Genomic DNA, 16,990 nt, shown 5'->3' on the forward strand with positions numbered 1-16,990 from the left:
TCCCTATACAAATAAAGAGGCTTTTCCATCCGTCACGGCGTGACCGATGGAAAGAGCCTCTTTATTTCGCTTAAGATGTTCTATCCTTCATCATGATTGTTTACAATCCGACAACGGGTTTCGAGCAACATTTTACATGCTATGCGTTATTCTATGAATAAGATCGATCTGAAATCTATGAAAGAAGGTGGACAAGGAGTGGCTCACATTGGAATCAGCGATGAAGAATTGTTGATGCTGCTGTCCCCCGCTGCCGATCAGCCTGCAGGCGAACTCGAAAAACCGAAGCTCACTATGAAATTGCTCTATGAGCTGATTAAGAAGCTGAAGCAAGAGAATATTCAACTCTCCGAACGAGTTGCCGAATATGAGCTCAAGTTGGACATTCTGCTTCAAACGAGAGAAGAAGTTGCAAGCAGCCTCGAACTGCCTGCCATAACCGAGCCTGAAACCGCGATGCTGCCCATCTCGCTCGAGCCCGCTCTGCCACAACCCATGTACACGCCGCGTTCCAAACGTCACGTATCACCGCGCAAACAGTCGATCGGTGCCTTGCTCGTTAGAGCGTTCATGAAATTGTTCGCCCGGCGGCGCAGAGGATATCCCTCCAGGTATCGCTCCCTCTTTTAAAATACCGGGAAAGTTGATAGGGACGAGCGCTGACTCCTTTCAACGATTTGTTCTTCTTCTGTCAGGTGAAAGAAAAATAGGCCGCATTATTTGCGGCCTACTGTTTCGTGCTGGATTTCATACTCCAGATCCTTCTTTATTTTATCCGGCATCTGCTCAGGCTTGCTGCCGAACCACTTCGTGTACACGGCTTCATACGTCCCGTCTTTACCGATCGCTTCGATGCCTTTGTTGACTTTGCCAATGTATTTATTCCGCTTCTTCGCCACGACCGCATACCGTTCTTTATTGAACGCCTCTCCAACCTTCTTCACTTGTCCTTGCGCCTTGTCTTTAAGAAAGTCGGTCGCATTCCGCTCATCGAATATGGCTGCGTCAACGGTATTGTTCTTCAATTCGTTATACACATCGGCAATATTGGAATAACTCCTGATTTTGGCCCCTTGAATTTCACCGGCGTAATTGTAAGCGGTAGAGCCATTCTTGGTCGCAACAACTTTCTGAGCCAAGTCGTCTTTCCCTTTAATCACACCGTTATCCTTGGAAGTGAGAATGACTAATCCTGTTTGAAAATAGGGACTCGAATAGTCGAAGTTATTTTTACGTGCATTGCTTACCGTCATCCCGGCAATAGCCAAATCGACATCACCGGACTTGACGCTCTTGATCAATTCACCATGTTCCATGGGGACGAGCTCGTACTTGATATCCGCTTTCTTCGCAATGGCTTGCCATAATTCCACCTCGAAGCCCTTTTTCTCCCCTGCCTCCATGTACGTGAACGGGCGAAAGTTTTGCTCGATGCCGACTTTAATCGTTTTGTTATTTCCGCACGCGGAGCCGGTCATCATGACCAATAGCGCGATCATCAGCGTCATGCCGCGCTTGGCTCGATTTCCAACACTCATCGATTATATACCCCCCTTATCATATCAACGGTATTATTTGTTAATCGATGAGAGGTTATGCAGCTATAACACGACGTATAGCGATAAGCTGGAACAATAACTAGATGATGTTATTCTTCCGGGCTATCCAATTCGCCATTTAATTGATCGGCGTAGGCCCGAATCAAATCATAATCTTGATCATTCTCTGTTTCCGCTGTTCGTGCCGTTATTTCCCGTTGAGTGCTCCATGTGCGATCAATTTCATCCTGCATCCTGCCCACCTCCTTATTCAGTTGGGGATAGGTTTTCCTAATTCATACTGGTTATTCATACCTGTCCATTTGGCGGGGAAAGACTCTAACTTCAACTTCTAACCATGAGCAACAAGTACGTATAGTAGAATTAGGAAGCATACCAACACCGGAGGAGGATATTCCATGATTGTCGCTGAGGACATCTACAAAGCTTACGGCATGGACAGAGATTCATTCATCGCCTTTATGAAATCACGCAGCCAGGATACTGCCATTCATGCGCTGGGCATTGATTTCGTTGAACTTTCAGCCGATCGCGTCGTCATGTCCATGGCGGTCGGACCGTCCACCCATCAACCGGCGGGCATTTTGCATGGCGGCGCTTCCGTGCTTTTGGCCGAAACCGCCGCTTCCATTGCCTCGGAAATCAATATTGCCGAGAAAAATAAATACGCCGCTGTCGGCCTCGAAATTAACGCCAACCATCTTAGGAGCAAGCGGGACGGGATGGTCACGGCTACCGCCACCCCGATTCATATAGGCCGAAGAACGATGGTCTGGGACATTCGCATCACCGACGAGAGCGATCAGCTCATCTGCATTTCACGGTGTACGGTTGCCATTGTAGAGAAAAGATAAGCCAACAGCCCGCTATTCTTCGTCGTATATCATTTTCACTGTCATCCCGCCGTCGATGGTCAAATTCTGACCAGTAATGAAGCCTGCCTGCTCGCTGGCTAAATAGAGGCAAGCGGCAGCAATGTCTTCCGGCTTGCCTACCCGGCCAACAGGATGCTGGCTTTTATCTGTCTCGGAATGAACGATACTGCCCTTGGGCGAGTTATAATGCCAATCTCTGACTTCTATCCAACCGGGAGAAATTGCATTGACGCGAATACCATAGCCGCCTAAACTTATCGCCATCGCATGGGTCAGCGCGGAGATCCCGCCTTTGGAGGCGGAGTACGCTTCGGTGTTGGGTTCCGACATCACAGCCCTTGTGGATGATAGGTTTATGATTGCGCCTCCCCTCTTCTGCTCTTTCATGAGGCGTGCAGCAGCTTGAGAGCAGAGGAAAGCGCCTCCCAAATTAACGGAAATAACCCGGTTGAATTGTTCGGCGGTTAGATCCAATACATCCGCGTTATGCATAATTCCGGCATTATTAACCAATACATCGATGCCGCCTAAATCCGAAGCTGTGCGCTGCATCCATTGACTTACTTCCGCCTCGTTCGCCACGTCAACTTTCATATATTTCGCGTCATTCGTATAAGGACGCAGAAGCTCAAGTGTTTCCATCCCGGCCTCTTCATGAACATCCGCAATGGAAATGCCATACCCTTCCCGGGCAAAGGCAACCGCGATGGCTCTCCCAATGCCTTGTCCGCCGCCTGTTACAGCCGCAACTTTACGCAATCCAATCACCTCTACCTCTTCTTTTTAGCCAACATTGTATCATTATAACCGAATATTTATTGGTCGGATGACAAGAACTTTATTCTGTGACTCTTCACTACAATTTATAAAACCCATTTCACCATTAAACACGCCAACCCTACCATTGTAACCATCACGCCACCAAAGCGAGTTGACCATACATACAAACTAGAAGGCTCTGTCGCATCGTTGGATTTCCAACTTTCCGTAACATTCCAAATCATTGAAGGCTTGAATAGCATCAACAATCCGCAAATAACAAGAAAAATGCCGAGAAAGCCCATTACGTTTCAACCTCCTAACAGTCTTTTACTTTCATACATCTGTACTTAGGAAAAGTTACGAAACGAATTGCTAAACTTAACGATACCGGAGCACAGCGCGGCGAGTTGTGCTCTGGTTATTGGGCTGACATAGAGCACTAAAATTAAGTTGCCACTCAGTATAACGCGGCTGCCGATCCATGTCAGCAGCCGCGTCTTATTACTTGATTTAACTCTTTTAAAAATTCGGTTAATGAAATATAGAGCAGGTCCGTTTGCCGTCAGCCTTCGACGCTTTTCGATTTCACTAAATCGATTCATTTCAAGTTGACTGCAAAAAGGGCTGTCTCTCACCGAGACAGCCCCTCTTAATAATACATTATAAAGAATTTCTCAATATCTTTCTGACGTCTTCTTTTGTAAGAGGAACATAGTTACCAATTTGTTCGGCGAGCATAGCTCTTTCCGTCATCAACTCAATTTCCTGATCATCTATTCCATAGTCCGATAGCTTCGTAGGAGCTCCAATGGATGCCCAGAAATCCCTGAGAGACTGGATCGCTTCTTTAGCCAATTGAGCATCCGTTTTTCCTATCGGGTCTAAATCGAATACCCGAACACCTAGCTGTGCGACTTTCTCTGGCCGCATGGCTGCGACATGTTCCATCCAATGCGGTGCAATTATCGCGATTCCCCCACCATGTGGTATGTCATGGACAGCCGATACGGCATGTTCGATAAGGTGCGTCGCCCAATCCGGATTGACACCCATTCCAGTTAACCCGTTTAACGCCAAGGTTCCATTTAATAACATGACTTCACGGTAGTCGTAGTTGTTTAAATCGTTCACAAGTTTAGGCGCCGTCTCGATAACGGTACGAAGAATGGCTTCACCGATCCTTTCCTGAAGAGGTGCATTGCTCGAACCATGAAAATACTGTTCGAAGACATGGGACATCATATCAACGGTGCCATACACCGTTTGCTCCCGAGGTACAGAGACTGTAAGCTCTGGATCTAGAACACTGAATCTGGGTAGCACATAGCTGGAATTGAAAAAAGCTTTCGTATTCGTTTCCCAATTCGTAATGACGGAATTTCCGTTCATCTCTGAACCCGTTCCCGCTATTGTTATAACTGTGCCAATCGGTGTTGAATTAGACGGAGCCTTCACCTTACTGGTCACGATATCCCATACGTCGCCATCGTATGGCACACCCGCGGCAATTGCTTTAGCACAATCGATGACGCTACCGCCGCCAACTGCAAGAATAAAATCCAGCTTATTTTCTCTGATGAGGCTAATTCCTTTTTTAACGGTCGTAAGTCGTGGATTCGGCTCAACTCCAGCTAGCTCAATGACATAGGCGTCAATTTCTTTCAGTTCACTGATTACTTTATCGTAAAGTTCATTTTTTTTAATACTGCCGCCACCGTACACTAACAAGATGCGTTTTCCATAGGCAGGAATTTCTTTTTTCAAGCTGCTAACTTGACCTTTTCCAAATAAAAGCTTAGTCGGGTTTTGAAATTCAAAGTTTTCCATATTCGTTTACCTCTCTCCATAAAAATTATTTTATTTAAAAATTCATAGTATTTCTTTAATCAAAGCGTCAGAGTTATACCAAAAATGCGGAACTGTCATGTTTAACAAATAAACATCTTAGTAGTTTGCAAGTCATAACCGGCGGTTCTGCAATTACATTTTAACAATCACAACTCACCTCCTTTAATTCATATACAAATATTTAGAAATGTCGATATGTTTAAATAAAAAAAATTTACATATTGCAAAGTATCGATATAATGCTTTTTAGGAAAACTGAATTCTAATTGAATTCAGTTCTGTTTCCTAGCTAAGTTATTTTTGAAGGAATTGCCCTATTTCTTTAATCGCATCTTCATTCCTTCTGTAGTACGTCCATTTCCCTAACCGTGTTGCATGGACCAGTCCTGCTCTTTGAAGCATGGAGAGATATTGGGAGGCCGTAGACTGATTCATTTTTAATTTTTCGGTAATTTGACTTACACATACCCCAACTGTAAGAAGATCAGCCCCTTCCTGGGGAGAAAAATGGGTTGTTGGATCTTTCAGCCATTCCAAAATCTGAATACGCGCTTCATTGGAGAGTGCCTTAAAAATCTCAATTGGGTTGGTCATGTCGATATTATATATTATAAATTTGCAATATGTCAAATCATTAATTCGAATTTGATATAGGATATCCATAAATCAGAAAAGCATGATCTCGGAACTCTTATTTCTTGATTTTCCCTCTCCAAGAAAGGATACCGCCTTGCAGCTGGTTTAGTTCAGCAAAACCATTCTTCTTTAAGATTGAAGCCGCCTGTTTACTTCTCATTCCACTTTGGCAATACAGGAATACATCCTTATTTTTAGGTATGTCGTTAATTCTTCCCTTTAGTTCGGATAATGGGATGTTCACTGCGTTTGGAATATATCCATTCTTGAATTCAGTTTTTTCCCTAACATCAATCAATATTTTATTTGAACTGCTCTCAATAGCCTTTTGAAAGTCATTTGCATTTAAGTTTTTTAGCCCCTTCAATGGCGCTAATCGAACAAAGAAAAACAAAGAAATCAGCACTATAATAATAATTAAACCCCAATTAGATGAATCCATAGTCATACATTCTCCTTACGATTAACGGCTTTTGACTAGTAATTCGATGGCCTCTTGAACAAGCTTATTTGAATCCTCGCCAGATTCTTGCGCTTCGACAATACATTGTTGAAGATTTTCTGCTACAATTTGAGCAATTGCCTTATCAGCTGCATTTCGGATTGCCGTAAGTTGAGCAATAACTTCTTTACACTGTTTTTCTTCATCCATTAATCGTAGAACTCCACGAACCTGACCTTCAATTCGTTTCAAGCGTCTCTTCATATCATCATTGTAATTGTATCCCATTTCCATCGACACCCTTCCATTTGTGAAATACCTATACAGTAATCTCCGCATTTTCATCGAGCTTGTTATAGTTAAAAACCACTTCATTTTCGTCTTTTGGTGGAAGCCAATACTTGGCACCTGTAAGTTGAGAAATATGATCAGCGTGAAGATGGGTATCAAGTGTGTGCTTAATAACCGCATTATGCTCTTTTGCAAATTTCTCAAATACTTCTGTCATTCGCAATGTTTCAATAACGGCAGCCTCACCGTTGGAGACTACCATATATTATAGACAACCTTTGCCAATGCGCACGAATTGGTAAATGGAGCCTCCGTCTTTTAAATCACCAACTTTTACTGGCTCCAAATGCTCACTCCAAGCCTTCATATCTCCAATTAGGTAAGCAATATTATGTTTTCCTCGTTCAACCAACTGCTCTGCTACAAATACGGATGAACCTTCTTTTGCACAAACAACCAATACTTCTTTATCATCAGGAATTTTATCTAAAACGGCATCTACACCGTCAATAAGGTCAAAGTAAGGAACATTGATAATCTCAATATGATGACCTTCAATCTTCCAATCATTAAAATCACTGTCATTCCGCACATCCAAGATAAACAAATCCTTATTATTAAGGACTTTTTTAGTTAATTCCCCTGCAGTAATTCCCTTTAGTCCAACGGTTGTCATAAGGGTTCCTCCTCTAGAGATACGTCAGCATCAAATGCAAAATCTAAGAATGTTGCTGCACCGCCAACCTCTGTTCCCTCAACAAAATGTTCTTTTTCTAGTCCGATAACATCCATTGTCTTTGGCAAGCAATAAATCGCACTCCCATTTCTTTTGCCATTCCAATCAGTTCTTCAATGGACGGGACGTTGGCTTTAGTAAATCCTTCTTGGAAATGTTCTTTTCCAGTAGGAAGGGGTAGTTGTTTATGGGCTTCTTTGTGAATTAAATTCAAACCCTCAAAGGTAAGAAGATTGTTACATTGGCATCCGTTGCCGCGGCTGCAGTTGCAATATTGAATACTTTATAAACGTCAAACAAACCACCATTTGCCGCAATAATCGCTACTTTTCTACTCATAACTAATTTCCTCCTTATTTGTTGTCCTTCTCAATGGAACCTTTCCATTCGGACATTCCAGATATTACGTTCTACTTTGACTTCTGTAGAGTCTGATTTCCGTACAAGATGATGAAGTATGTCTCCGTCTTGATTAGAACCTAAATACTGGTGACCAGTTGTTTTGGCCCCACTTTGAATATCTGCTAGTGAACCTAGTCTGTTGCTTGAACTTCAAGCACTTGACCAGCTTTAAGTTCTTCAAGAGCTTTCTTCGTCCTTACGATGGGCATCGGGCAGGCAAGACCTTTTGCATCCAACACTTTATCCACTTTTATCGCCATTAACTAACGCCTCCTTATTCGATTTCTCCAACCCAATTATTCATCCCACCAAATAAATTTTTCACTTTAAGGTATCCTAATGAGTGTAAGTAATTACAAGTTTGAGCACTTCGATTTCCGCTTCTGCAAACCATTACTAATTCTTTATCTTTATCCAATTCACTTACTCTTTCAGCAAATTGGCTTAATGGAATATGCGTGATTTTGGGGATGTGTCCAGCATCGTATTCATCTTGTTCTCGGACATCCACAAATTCAACTTCCTTTTTGTTCATCAAGTCTTTTGCCTCAAATGGTAATATTTGCTGCCAATTTTCGTCGTTTGACATTTTTCTAGCCTCCTTATACCTATACCCGTATGGATTTCGATTACGTCACCCCTGAAATTACAAATCATTATGAAGCTCGGAAAGGGCATCCTATTCAATGTGTTAATAAAAGCAAACCATTAGAGAATTTATGGGGTGATAATATGAAGTGTAACGTTGGGGATAGGGAGCAAGTTCTAAGAATAGGAATTGGATCGGCTATTGTTCTTGCAGGGGCATATTATAAAAAATGGTGGGGATTAATTGGCATAGCGCCAATTGTTACGGGAGTGACTCGCTATTGTCCACTAAATGCGGCTTTGGGAATATCCAATTGCAAAGAACTCAGTAAGTAATACGAAATTATACATTGATTTGAACCTTAAAAAAGGGAGAACTGTGGTATGTATTTTCTTTATATTATTGGCTCTGGAGTATTAATAATTGCTTTGATCCTTTCATTCATTCTTGCAAAAAAACAACAAAATCGTGAGATTGATAAAACTATGAGTGCTGCGACATACAAGCATAGAGTATTAGCTAATCCAGGATTCATAGCATATGCTTCAATTATTCTAATTGCCATAGTTGTCATAGGTTTTTTCATGTTAACTAATACCTAAAAGGTGGTTCGTTCTAAATATGGATAAAAAAAGATATTATGTCTCAGTACAATCAGGCACAATTATGGAAAGTCAAGGTGATGCCTCGTACGAGCTAGAAATTGATGCTACACCGGATGATATAGATCGACTGAAAGAAGTATTTGAAGAATTGGAAAATTTCGATCAAGCATCAGCAATACAAACAGCCTTGGCATTAGGCATTGCTTATCATAATGATGAATCAAACGATGGATATGATTATTATCTAAAAGAAGCGTATGCCTTAATAAATGAACTTGGAACTAAGGAAACCAAACAGCATATTGGGTCAATGAATATCTTGTCATAAAATTTTTCATAAAAAATGCCTAAATACCTCTCCAAGAGATGGTGTAAAGGCATTTTAATTTTACACTTTAAAACTTTCACTTTCGTTCTTTGACCCGCGCCTAATCAATTAGTCATTTGGAGAAAACTCCTCCCTGGCTTCCATCGGGAACCCTTTGTCAAAATCGGAAATGAGATAAGGTCCTTGTCACCCGACAAATCCAAACATGTTCCGTCAATTCCGGGAAGAAAAAAAGCTTGAGACCTCATCGAGATCTCAAGCCTTTCCCTCTTCGCGAATTGCCGCTAAGTCCAGCCGCCAATCGTTGCAACGCATAACGTTACCCGGCGGATATTCGAACGCACTTTCGCCCAGGAACGAGAAGCCGAGTTTGCGGCAGATTGCATTGGAGGCGGGATTATCATACGACGGATACGCATGTATGTATCGATGTTTCCCTTCCGCAGCAGCGTGTGCGACTGCCGCAGCCGAAGCTGCAGCGGCGATACCTCTTCCCTGATATTCGGGAAGAACGCCCCAACCCGTTTCGTATACGATCTCCCCTTGCCAATCGCGTTCCCAGTATCCGACATTCCCAACGTACACACCTTCGGGAAGCAGGACGATACTGAACATGCACCCCTTGCCAGTACTGCCAAGCTGGGCATAGCGGTTGTGCCGCTTAAGGACCTGCTCCTCCGTTTCAATCCCGCCAAGATGATCCAGCATTTCAGGAGCGTTCAAACGTCGTAATAAATCAAGATGAAGATCAGACCAAGGTTCAATCTTTATTTGCAAGGAGTCCTCTCTCATAGACAAATCGTTCACTCCTAATGTTAGTCGTCGTTATTGTACAATATGTAAAGATCGAAGAGCGCGTAAAACAGAAGCTGCAACGTCCGCCGACGTTTCATGTTCTTGAAACTCATCGCCAAAGGATTTCGTGAAAACTTGACGAATGCCTTGGGAAAGCAGCTGCTCATTCAAATTCGTCAAATGCTTGGCAATATAAATCGTAATACTGCGCGCTTCGCCTTCATACTCATCTTCCGGGCCATCCATTGCCAATAACTGAAGAGGATCCCATGCATCGAGATGTGCGTTCACAACCTCAAGGATCGGCGTCGGGTCATAAGGCAGGGAATTCAGAAACGCATTCTCTTTCTGTATTTCCTTTTTGATGCTCCACATCATATAATTCATTCTCGTTTGTTCGGATACCGCTCTAAATTTCAATGCTAAAGCCTCCTTTATTGGACGCTTTCTTGACCCTCCGTCAATATCTTGGCGGACTCTGCCGTCCATTTGGCAGTCCGGTCAATGATCGCCCCATTGAAGTTTAGCATTTTCCCCGTTCCTTGGGCAATACAAGCCATCGGTTGTTCGGCAAGAAAGACGGGAACGCCCAGCTCCTGCTGCAGACGCTTGTCCAATCCTTCCAGAAGCGCGCCGCCGCCGCACAGCAGGATGCCCTGCTCCATCACATCGCCGGCCAGCTCCGGCGGACACTTCTCCATCGCCAGTCGAATGCATTCCACGATGGCATGCATGAAATCATCCAAAATCTCATAGATTTCACTGGATGAAATGGTGATGCTGCGCGGTAAGCCTTCCATGAGGTCGCGGCCGCGAATATCCATCGTCACTTCCCTTACGGGCTGTACGACGATAGCGACATTCTTCTTGATTTCCTCGGCGGTTCGTTCGCCAATCACCATATTGTACGTTCGCTTGACGTACTCAATGATGTCTTGATCGATGGACATCCCGCCGCGCCGTATCGCTTCGCTGACGACAATGCCGCCAAGCGAGATGATGGCCACTTGACTCGTCCCGCCGCCAATATCCAGAACCATGCTGCCGATCGGCTCGGCAACGGGTAATCCGGCACCCATCGCTGCAGCCAGCGGCTCTTCTACGGTCGTAGAGCGGCGTGCGCCTTTATGTACAATCATTTCCTCGACAGCCCGCTTCTGCACATTCGTAATTCCGCAAGGAACGGAAATCAAGACGTGAAAGCTTCGGAACCAGTTGTAGCCGCGTCTGATTTTGCCGATGAAATATTTAAGCATTGCTAAGGTCATATCGAAATTTGCAATTACGCCATCCTTAAGCGGGTAGATAACTTCAACATTCGCCGGTGTTCTCCCAATCATGTCATAGGCTTCCTGGCCAAAAGCTTTGATTTCCCCTGTATCCGTTTGGATGGCAACGACAGACGGCTCCTGCAGAACGATTCCCTTCTTCTGCTGATAAATCAGTGTATTACAGGTGCCTAAATCGACACCAAACAGTTCTTCCAATCTCTTTAACATGACTCGCTCCTTCTCGCTGTTTTGTAGACGATGCGCCTAGTAGCGTGTTTATTTAAATGATTATGACTAAACTGCATCTGTATACTTGTTCGCATCCGAAGGGCATTCTGCGGGGGTATAACCGAAACTATCGCCGAAATCCATCTCGATTTGAGATGAATCCTTTCGACAAAACCTTCACAATTTCTTACTCATCACATACCAACTGTCCGTCCGATCCGGGTAAAATTGATGCTCAATCGTCTCGTATCCCAGCCTCTGATACATGGCAATATTGGCCGGAATGGAGAGCCTGACGCCTACTCTTGCTTCGAACACTTCCTGGAGTCTTGCTTTCTCCTCGAGATAACGCAGCATGAGTTTGCATACTCCCTTGCCTCGGGCTCCAGGGCAAACAGCAACTCGTCCGATATACATATATGGATCCGAGAATCGGTAGGTTGCCGATCCGAGTGCCGTATCCTCTTCCCAGGCTAACACCGAGCCGCCGCCTCGTTCCATATTCGCTATAAGATCTTGCGGAGTTTCCCGCAGGGCGCCGGAAGGCGGATTCAGCTTGCCTTCATACTCTGCGAACGCCGCGCGAATCGTGTGATGGACCACCTCGGCCTCATCAAGACGAGCTTCCCTTATTTCAATCGTCATAACTTCATCACCCCGTCAAAGTGAGTGGATATATCCATAATACCAAACGTTTGTTCCCGTGTAAATAGGAAAATCCCATTTTCACCCAAACACAATGAATGGGAAACGGACTCCGCCATGCCAATCAGCGAGCCTATTTCCCATCGCAAGCCCTACCTCCCGTTCAACCTGTATATGTATAAAATCCCTGCCCTGACTTTCTCCCCAACCGCCCAGCCTTGACATATTTCCGCAGCAGCGGGCATGGCCGGTATTTGGAGTCTTTGAACCCGTCATACAAAATTTCCATGATCGACAGACAGGTATCCAAGCCGATCAGATCGGCCAGCTCGAGCGGTCCCATCGGATGCCTCATGCCGAGCTTCATCACCTTGTCAACCGATTCCGGAGAGGCAACCCCTTCGTATACGGTAAAAATAGCCTCATTAATCATCGGCATCAGGATGCGATTGGAGACGAAGCCCGGGAAATCGTTGACCTCGACCGGTGTTTTGCCCATCTGTTCACTAAGCCGGCATACCTGTTCAAACACATCCTGCGACGTTTCCAATCCGCGTATCACCTCCACCAGCGGCATGACCGGGACCGGATTCATGAAATGCATCCCGATAATCCGGGACGGCCTCCCCGTCACAGCGGCAATTTCCGAGATCGGCAGCGACGACGTATTCGTCGCCAATATCGTGGCGGGCGCACATATGCCGTCCAAGCGGTGGAATAGCAGTGCTTTCAACGCCATGTTCTCGGAAATAGCTTCGATGACGATATTGGCCTGCTCCGCTTGCTCCAGGGAATCCGCCTGCTGCAGCCGGCTTAGAATGGCCGCCATCGTCTCGGATGTCAGCTTGCCTTTGTCAACAGCTTTCATCAGCTGCTGATGAATATGCTGCATCCCTTTCCCAAGGGAATCCAGCGAGCTGTCGTGCAGCAGCACCTTCAGGCCGGAAGACGCCGCCACTTGCGCAATCCCGCTCCCCATTTGCCCGGCGCCAACGACCATGACCGTTTCAATACTCATTCCATCCCTCCTTCAGTCTTCAGCCGTCCACCCGAATAAGCAGCGCATCGCCCTGTGCGGCTCCGCTGCAAATCGCCGCGATGCCATAACCGCCGCCAATCCTGCGCAGCTCATGGATCAAAGCCAGCACAATTCTGGCTCCGCTGGCGCCGATCGGATGACCGAGCGCGATCGCCCCTCCGCACACATTGACAAGCTCAGGGTTCCAACCGAGCATTCTCCCGCTGGTCAGCACAACCGAAGCGAAAGCTTCATTCACTTCAAACCTGCTGATTTGCTCCAGCTTCAGCCCGGTCCGGCGCAGCAGCTTCTCAATCGCTTTGGCAGGCGTGACAGCCAAATACGGGGCTTTCTCGCCGACGGCGGCATGGCCGACAATCGAAGCTAGCGGACTTAAACCGAGAGACGCCGCCTTCTCCTTCGACATCACCACCATGGCTGCCGCACCATCGTTGACCCCCGGCGCATTGCCGGCCGTGATGGTGCCGCCCGGCAGGAGCGGCCGGAGTGCAGCCAGCTTGGCGATGCTCGTATCCGTCCGCGGACCTTCATCTTGACTCACAACGTGAGCCCCATGCTTGGACGCTGTCTCCACCGGTACGATTTCTTCGTCCAAATAGCCCTTCTGTCTTGCCGCCAGAGCGAGAGCATGGCTGCGAAGCGCCCACTCATCCTGTTCTTCACGGCTAATGCCAAGCTCGCCCGCCACATGAGTGCCATGAACGAACATCTGCACATGATCGAACGGACACGTCAGCCCGTCATGCACCATCAAATCCAAAGCGGTTTGATGCCCCATCCGCATACCGAAACGGGATCCCGTCAGCGCATACGGCGCCATGCTCATGCTCTCCATCCCGCCGGCCACAATGCTGTCTCCATCTCCGGAGCGAATGATTTGATCCGCCAACGTGATGGTGCGGATTCCCGAAGCGCACACTTTATTGACAGTTTCCGCCGTTACGCGCCAATCGAGACCGGCCAAGCGCGCTGCCTGCCGCGCCGGATTTTGCCCGGCCCCTCCCTGCAGCACCATGCCCATCATGACAGCGTCGATCTCCGCCATATCCACCCCTGAACGCCGAATCGCTTCTTTTATCGCAGCGCTACCCAGCTCGGCAGCCGCTCGATCTTTTAGCGCTCCGCCTAATTTCCCGAACGGTGTGCGAGCGCCGCCCACAATGACGCTTTCTCTCATAACTCATCCTCCGGCACTGGATGCCGGTCAATAGACGACCGTATCCGCGTCGTATTTTTCCAGATTATGCTTCACCCTCTGCAGAAAGCGTCCGCAAATCCGCCCGTCGAGGATACGATGATCAAACGAAAGGCACAGATGCATCATTGAGCGGATGGCGATTTTATCTTCAATGACGACAAGTTTGCGGGTGATCCTTTCGAAAGACAGATAAGCAGCCTGCGGGTGCGCGATGATCCCTTTCGTCAGTTGGGAGTCCCTTGCATACATGCATGTAAATGTACCGCCTTGCGACTCTTCGGGTGCAAGATCGCCTCTCTTGGCCCGCTCCGTCAGGTAATGAAAACGAATCGCCAGACCGGCAATCGATAAGCGCTCTGCATGACGTACGACGAGGGTCGTCAAGGAATCGCCCAAGCGGGCAGGAACCGACAAATGAACAGGGAGATGCCGGACAATCCGCCCGGAAGACCACGAGCTATTCAGCAGCGGGAATTGTTTCAGCGCATGTACGATGCTTTTCATCACGAACGGCTCTACCGGCAGCGGTGCACCTTCCGCCTCTTGGAAGGACTCCGCCAGCTCCGCCTGACATGCGGCCAACCCGGTGACATCGGCCTCCATCGCGAGCCAGGCATGGGGAATTTCGGCGACGCTGCTTTGCAATCGGGAAGCCGCCTCGATGCGCTGCGAGCTTAGCTGCAGAATCCGATCTTCCGGGAAGGAAGCGCCTGATTCCTCTCTATGCGCCATAAGCATCCTCCTCTACATGTCCGCTAGTTGGCGCATGGCGTCCTTCACCGTATCCACATTCGGCAGGTAAAACTTCTCCAGCGTCGGCGCCATGCCGACAGGCGGAACGTCCGGCGGACAGCAGCGCATGATGGGGGCGTCCAGTTCGTACAGCAGGTTCTCGGCCAGCAGGGCCGCAATTTCCGCGCCGATCCCCCCTGTCTTATTGTCCTCGTGAACGATGAGAATTTTGCCGGTTTTCGCCGCCGCTTCATAGATGGCTGTGTGGTCCAAAGGATGCAGCGTCCGCAAATCGAGCAGCTGTGTGGAGATCCCCTCCAGCTCCAGCTCGGAAGCAGCCTTGATCGCATATTGAACGGATAGTCCGTAGGCGATGACGGTAATATCCGTTCCTTCCCGCCGTATAATCGCCTTGCCGATCGGCACGGTATAGTCCTCTGCCGGCACTTCATCGGTGACGGACAGATAGCATTTCTTATGCTCGAAGAATAGCACCGGATCCTCGTCTCTGATCGCTGCCTTCAACAAGCCTTTGGCGTCGTAAGCGGTGGACGGAGCCACAATCTTAAGACCCGGCGTGCCGAAGAAGACCGATTCGGGGCACTGCGAATGGTAGAGTCCGCCTCCGCCCGTTGCGCCGTATGGCGCGCGAATGACGATCGGGCAGTGCCAATCGTTATTGGAGCGGTAACGGATCTTCGCCGCTTCGCTAATGATTTGGTTCGCTGCCGGGAAAATGAAGTCGGCGAACTGAATCTCCGCGATCGGCCTCATACCGACCATGGCGGCTCCGATGGCAACGCCGACGATCGCCGACTCGGACAGCGGCGTATCGAGCACGCGGAGCTCCCCGAACTTATCGCGCATCCCCTTCGTTGCATTGAGCACACCGCCCTTTCCGATATCCTCGCCCAGCACGAAGACGCGTTCATCCCGCTCCATCTCTTCCGCCATCGCAGAACGTATCGCTTCCAAGTACGTTATGACAGGCATCTCAAGCTTCCCCTCCCTCCTCGGCGAACACATGCCGCAGCGCGTCCTCCGGCGCCGGATAAGGCGCTTTCTCCGCATATTTGGTCGCCTCGTTCACTTCTTTGGCAATATTCTCATGCAGCGCCCGGTCCATTTCTTCATTCAGCACGTCGCATTCCATCAAATAACGCCGGAACCGCAAGACCCCTTCCTGCTCGCGGTGGTATTCCACCTCCTCTTTCGTTCTGTACAGCAAATCGTCGTCCGCCGTAGAGTGCGGCGGGATGCGGTACATCATCGCCTCGATCAGCGTCGGACCATAGCCGCGAACGGCCCGCTCCCGGGCTTCTTTCACCACGCGGTACACTTCCAACGCATCGTTGCCGTCAACCCGCAAGCCCGGAAAGCCGTACCCGGCGGCTCTGTCGACGACGCGTCCGGCTACCTGCCGGTGAGCGGGAATGGAGATGGCATATTGATTATTCTCGCACAGGAACACCACGGGCAGCTTGAATACGCCGGCGAAGTTGAAAGCTTCGTGCACATCCCCTTGATTGCTGGAGCCTTCGCCGAACGAGACGAAGGCGATATGCTCCTCCTTTCTCATGAGCGCTGTCAGAGCGATGCCAACTGCATGGAGAACCTGCGTTGCGACCGGAGAGGAGCCGGATACGATGCGAAGCTTCCGATAGCCGAAATGCCCCGGCATCTGTCTGCCCCCATTGACGTCCTCCGCTTTGAAGAGCGCCGCCAGCAGCAGCTCCTTTACGGACATGCCGACCGTCAGTACGAAGGCGTAATCCCGGTAATAAGGCAGGAAATAATCCTGCTGATGATCCAGCGCGAACGCCGCCGCCACCTGCGCCGCTTCCTGGCCGACGGAAGAGATGTGAAAAGCGGATTTGCCGGATCTCTGCAGAAGCGTCGCGCGTTCATCGAATTTTCTCGCTTTGATCATGTAGGCATACATCCTCAGCACCGCATCGTCGGTTAAGCCGAGCTGGTGGTGCTTGAGATTATGAGAGGTCATCGCCACT

23 protein-coding genes and 3 pseudogenes are annotated in these 16,990 nt (G+C 48.0%); 5 read left to right on the forward strand and 21 right to left on the reverse strand.

Annotated features, from left to right (window positions below; translation table 11 throughout):
* The first annotated feature begins 198 nt into the window (after window positions 1-198).
* Window positions 199-630 carry a hypothetical protein gene (locus tag J2X61_RS29490; protein ID WP_274471521.1) on the forward strand — a complete coding sequence of 144 codons (432 nt, stop codon included), beginning with the start codon at window positions 199-201 and terminating at the stop codon, window positions 628-630.
* Window positions 631-716: 86 nt separating this feature from the next.
* Here the strand turns inward: J2X61_RS29490 and J2X61_RS29495 are convergent, their stop codons facing one another.
* Both J2X61_RS29495 and J2X61_RS29500 read right to left on the reverse strand, forming a co-directional pair.
* Complete coding sequence (locus tag J2X61_RS29495; protein WP_274471520.1) at window positions 717-1,538, reverse strand: transporter substrate-binding domain-containing protein; 822 nt, start codon at window positions 1,536-1,538, stop codon at window positions 717-719.
* A 110-nt stretch (window positions 1,539-1,648) separates the two neighbouring features.
* A complete protein-coding gene (locus J2X61_RS29500; protein ID WP_274471519.1) occupies window positions 1,649-1,792 on the reverse strand; it encodes a hypothetical protein in 144 nt (47 codons plus the stop codon).
* A 228-nt stretch (window positions 1,793-2,020) separates the two neighbouring features.
* Here J2X61_RS29500 and J2X61_RS29505 point away from each other — a divergent pair, with 228 nt between their 5' ends.
* Window positions 2,021-2,413 carry a PaaI family thioesterase gene (locus J2X61_RS29505; protein WP_310193280.1) on the forward strand — a complete coding sequence of 131 codons (393 nt, stop codon included), beginning with the start codon at window positions 2,021-2,023 and terminating at the stop codon, window positions 2,411-2,413.
* A 12-nt stretch (window positions 2,414-2,425) separates the two neighbouring features.
* On the opposite strand, the gene J2X61_RS29510 is transcribed toward J2X61_RS29505, so the two are convergent.
* The 10 genes and pseudogenes from J2X61_RS29510 to J2X61_RS29555 all read right to left on the reverse strand — a co-directional run bounded on the left by J2X61_RS29510 (window position 2,426) and on the right by J2X61_RS29555 (window position 8,140).
* Complete coding sequence (locus J2X61_RS29510) at window positions 2,426-3,193, reverse strand: SDR family oxidoreductase (RefSeq protein WP_310193282.1); 768 nt, start codon at window positions 3,191-3,193, stop codon at window positions 2,426-2,428.
* A gap of 104 nt (window positions 3,194-3,297) precedes the next feature.
* Complete coding sequence (locus tag J2X61_RS29515; protein WP_274471518.1) at window positions 3,298-3,498, reverse strand: DUF6199 family natural product biosynthesis protein; 201 nt, start codon at window positions 3,496-3,498, stop codon at window positions 3,298-3,300.
* A 358-nt stretch (window positions 3,499-3,856) separates the two neighbouring features.
* Complete coding sequence (locus tag J2X61_RS29520; RefSeq protein WP_274471517.1) at window positions 3,857-5,023, reverse strand: iron-containing alcohol dehydrogenase; 1,167 nt, start codon at window positions 5,021-5,023, stop codon at window positions 3,857-3,859.
* A 315-nt stretch (window positions 5,024-5,338) separates the two neighbouring features.
* Entirely contained in the window at window positions 5,339-5,638 is a 300-nt protein-coding gene (locus J2X61_RS29525; RefSeq protein ID WP_274471516.1) for an ArsR/SmtB family transcription factor, read from the reverse strand.
* A gap of 97 nt (window positions 5,639-5,735) precedes the next feature.
* Window positions 5,736-6,122: a rhodanese-like domain-containing protein gene (locus tag J2X61_RS29530; RefSeq protein WP_310193187.1), complete on the reverse strand. Its 387-nt coding sequence runs from the start codon at window positions 6,120-6,122 to the stop codon at window positions 5,736-5,738.
* A gap of 21 nt (window positions 6,123-6,143) precedes the next feature.
* A complete protein-coding gene (locus tag J2X61_RS29535) occupies window positions 6,144-6,410 on the reverse strand; it encodes a metal-sensitive transcriptional regulator (RefSeq protein WP_310193284.1) in 267 nt (88 codons plus the stop codon).
* Window positions 6,411-6,444: 34 nt separating this feature from the next.
* Window positions 6,445-7,089 (reverse strand): annotated as a pseudogene (locus J2X61_RS29540) (rhodanese-like domain-containing protein); the annotation flags it as partial.
* Window positions 7,086-7,488 (reverse strand): annotated as a pseudogene (locus tag J2X61_RS29545) (DsrE/DsrF/DrsH-like family protein). The pseudogenes J2X61_RS29545 and J2X61_RS29540, both read right to left, overlap by 4 nt.
* 188 nt (window positions 7,489-7,676) lie before the next feature.
* A pseudogene (locus J2X61_RS36505) lies at window positions 7,677-7,805 on the reverse strand (sulfurtransferase TusA family protein); the annotation flags it as partial.
* Between the two features lie 20 nt (window positions 7,806-7,825).
* Window positions 7,826-8,140 (reverse strand): rhodanese-like domain-containing protein, encoded by a 315-nt coding sequence (locus J2X61_RS29555; RefSeq protein WP_310193190.1) that lies wholly within the window; start codon window positions 8,138-8,140, stop codon window positions 7,826-7,828.
* 143 nt (window positions 8,141-8,283) lie between these two features.
* On the opposite strand from J2X61_RS29555, the gene J2X61_RS29560 reads away from it, so the two are divergent.
* The 3 genes from J2X61_RS29560 to J2X61_RS29570 are packed head-to-tail and all read left to right on the forward strand — an operon-like array spanning window position 8,284 to window position 9,073.
* On the forward strand, window positions 8,284-8,475 hold the full coding sequence (locus J2X61_RS29560; protein ID WP_274471509.1) for a YgaP family membrane protein: 192 nt from the start codon (window positions 8,284-8,286) through the stop codon (window positions 8,473-8,475).
* A 48-nt stretch (window positions 8,476-8,523) separates the two neighbouring features.
* Window positions 8,524-8,742 carry a hypothetical protein gene (locus J2X61_RS29565; RefSeq protein ID WP_274471508.1) on the forward strand — a complete coding sequence of 73 codons (219 nt, stop codon included), beginning with the start codon at window positions 8,524-8,526 and terminating at the stop codon, window positions 8,740-8,742.
* A gap of 19 nt (window positions 8,743-8,761) precedes the next feature.
* Complete coding sequence (locus J2X61_RS29570) at window positions 8,762-9,073, forward strand: hypothetical protein (protein ID WP_274471506.1); 312 nt, start codon at window positions 8,762-8,764, stop codon at window positions 9,071-9,073.
* Window positions 9,074-9,328: 255 nt separating this feature from the next.
* Here J2X61_RS29570 and J2X61_RS29575 read toward each other — a convergent pair whose 3' ends face one another.
* From J2X61_RS29575 to J2X61_RS29615, 9 genes are all read right to left on the reverse strand, one after another.
* Window positions 9,329-9,865, reverse strand: coding sequence for a GNAT family N-acetyltransferase (locus J2X61_RS29575; protein WP_310193288.1), 537 nt, complete (start codon window positions 9,863-9,865; stop codon window positions 9,329-9,331).
* A gap of 33 nt (window positions 9,866-9,898) precedes the next feature.
* Window positions 9,899-10,288 carry a hypothetical protein gene (locus J2X61_RS29580; protein ID WP_310193194.1) on the reverse strand — a complete coding sequence of 130 codons (390 nt, stop codon included), beginning with the start codon at window positions 10,286-10,288 and terminating at the stop codon, window positions 9,899-9,901.
* 14 nt (window positions 10,289-10,302) lie between these two features.
* Window positions 10,303-11,367: a rod shape-determining protein gene (gene mreB / locus J2X61_RS29585; RefSeq protein ID WP_274471503.1), complete on the reverse strand. Its 1,065-nt coding sequence runs from the start codon at window positions 11,365-11,367 to the stop codon at window positions 10,303-10,305.
* A gap of 177 nt (window positions 11,368-11,544) precedes the next feature.
* Complete coding sequence (locus J2X61_RS29590; protein WP_310193198.1) at window positions 11,545-12,012, reverse strand: GNAT family N-acetyltransferase; 468 nt, start codon at window positions 12,010-12,012, stop codon at window positions 11,545-11,547.
* A gap of 163 nt (window positions 12,013-12,175) precedes the next feature.
* A complete protein-coding gene (locus tag J2X61_RS29595; RefSeq protein ID WP_274471500.1) occupies window positions 12,176-13,030 on the reverse strand; it encodes a 3-hydroxyacyl-CoA dehydrogenase family protein in 855 nt (284 codons plus the stop codon).
* A gap of 19 nt (window positions 13,031-13,049) precedes the next feature.
* Entirely contained in the window at window positions 13,050-14,228 is a 1,179-nt protein-coding gene (locus J2X61_RS29600; RefSeq protein ID WP_274471499.1) for an acetyl-CoA C-acetyltransferase, read from the reverse strand.
* Between the two features lie 27 nt (window positions 14,229-14,255).
* Window positions 14,256-14,981: a 2-oxo acid dehydrogenase subunit E2 gene (locus J2X61_RS29605; RefSeq protein ID WP_274471497.1), complete on the reverse strand. Its 726-nt coding sequence runs from the start codon at window positions 14,979-14,981 to the stop codon at window positions 14,256-14,258.
* 12 nt (window positions 14,982-14,993) lie between these two features.
* Window positions 14,994-15,974 (reverse strand): alpha-ketoacid dehydrogenase subunit beta, encoded by a 981-nt coding sequence (locus J2X61_RS29610; protein ID WP_274471495.1) that lies wholly within the window; start codon window positions 15,972-15,974, stop codon window positions 14,994-14,996.
* Between the two features lies 1 nt (window position 15,975).
* Window positions 15,976-16,983 carry a thiamine pyrophosphate-dependent dehydrogenase E1 component subunit alpha gene (locus J2X61_RS29615; RefSeq protein ID WP_310193204.1) on the reverse strand — a complete coding sequence of 336 codons (1,008 nt, stop codon included), beginning with the start codon at window positions 16,981-16,983 and terminating at the stop codon, window positions 15,976-15,978.
* Window positions 16,984-16,990: the final 7 nt, after the last annotated feature.

Origin of the sequence: Bacillus sp. 3255 (assembly GCF_031456485.1) — a bacterium.
In the GTDB taxonomy this organism is placed as follows: Bacteria; Bacillota; Bacilli; order Paenibacillales; family NBRC-103111; genus Paenibacillus_E.

Excerpts from the sequence above, each read along its gene's own strand:
- J2X61_RS29495 (WP_274471520.1), bottom strand. The coding sequence starts at position 1,538 with ATGAGTGTTGGAAATCGAGCCAAGCGCGGCATGACGCTGATGATCGCG.
- J2X61_RS29500 (WP_274471519.1), bottom strand. The coding sequence starts at position 1,792 with ATGCAGGATGAAATTGATCGCACATGGAGCACTCAACGGGAAATAACG.
- J2X61_RS29505 (WP_310193280.1), top strand. The coding sequence starts at position 2,021 with ATGAAATCACGCAGCCAGGATACTGCCATTCATGCGCTGGGCATTGAT.
- J2X61_RS29515 (WP_274471518.1), bottom strand. The coding sequence starts at position 3,498 with ATGGGCTTTCTCGGCATTTTTCTTGTTATTTGCGGATTGTTGATGCTA.
- J2X61_RS29520 (WP_274471517.1), bottom strand. The coding sequence starts at position 5,023 with ATGGAAAACTTTGAATTTCAAAACCCGACTAAGCTTTTATTTGGAAAA.
- J2X61_RS29525 (WP_274471516.1), bottom strand. The coding sequence starts at position 5,638 with ATGACCAACCCAATTGAGATTTTTAAGGCACTCTCCAATGAAGCGCGT.
- J2X61_RS29530 (WP_310193187.1), bottom strand. The coding sequence starts at position 6,122 with ATGGATTCATCTAATTGGGGTTTAATTATTATTATAGTGCTGATTTCT.
- J2X61_RS29535 (WP_310193284.1), bottom strand. The coding sequence starts at position 6,410 with ATGGGATACAATTACAATGATGATATGAAGAGACGCTTGAAACGAATT.
- J2X61_RS29555 (WP_310193190.1), bottom strand. The coding sequence starts at position 8,140 with ATGTCAAACGACGAAAATTGGCAGCAAATATTACCATTTGAGGCAAAA.
- J2X61_RS29560 (WP_274471509.1), top strand. The coding sequence starts at position 8,284 with ATGAAGTGTAACGTTGGGGATAGGGAGCAAGTTCTAAGAATAGGAATT.
- J2X61_RS29565 (WP_274471508.1), top strand. The coding sequence starts at position 8,524 with ATGTATTTTCTTTATATTATTGGCTCTGGAGTATTAATAATTGCTTTG.
- J2X61_RS29570 (WP_274471506.1), top strand. The coding sequence starts at position 8,762 with ATGGATAAAAAAAGATATTATGTCTCAGTACAATCAGGCACAATTATG.
- J2X61_RS29575 (WP_310193288.1), bottom strand. The coding sequence starts at position 9,865 with ATGAGAGAGGACTCCTTGCAAATAAAGATTGAACCTTGGTCTGATCTT.
- mreB (WP_274471503.1), bottom strand. The coding sequence starts at position 11,367 with ATGTTAAAGAGATTGGAAGAACTGTTTGGTGTCGATTTAGGCACCTGT.
- J2X61_RS29590 (WP_310193198.1), bottom strand. The coding sequence starts at position 12,012 with ATGACGATTGAAATAAGGGAAGCTCGTCTTGATGAGGCCGAGGTGGTC.
- J2X61_RS29595 (WP_274471500.1), bottom strand. The coding sequence starts at position 13,030 with ATGAGTATTGAAACGGTCATGGTCGTTGGCGCCGGGCAAATGGGGAGC.
- J2X61_RS29600 (WP_274471499.1), bottom strand. The coding sequence starts at position 14,228 with ATGAGAGAAAGCGTCATTGTGGGCGGCGCTCGCACACCGTTCGGGAAA.
- J2X61_RS29605 (WP_274471497.1), bottom strand. The coding sequence starts at position 14,981 with ATGGCGCATAGAGAGGAATCAGGCGCTTCCTTCCCGGAAGATCGGATT.
- J2X61_RS29610 (WP_274471495.1), bottom strand. The coding sequence starts at position 15,974 with ATGCCTGTCATAACGTACTTGGAAGCGATACGTTCTGCGATGGCGGAA.
- J2X61_RS29615 (WP_310193204.1), bottom strand. The coding sequence starts at position 16,983 with ATGACCTCTCATAATCTCAAGCACCACCAGCTCGGCTTAACCGACGAT.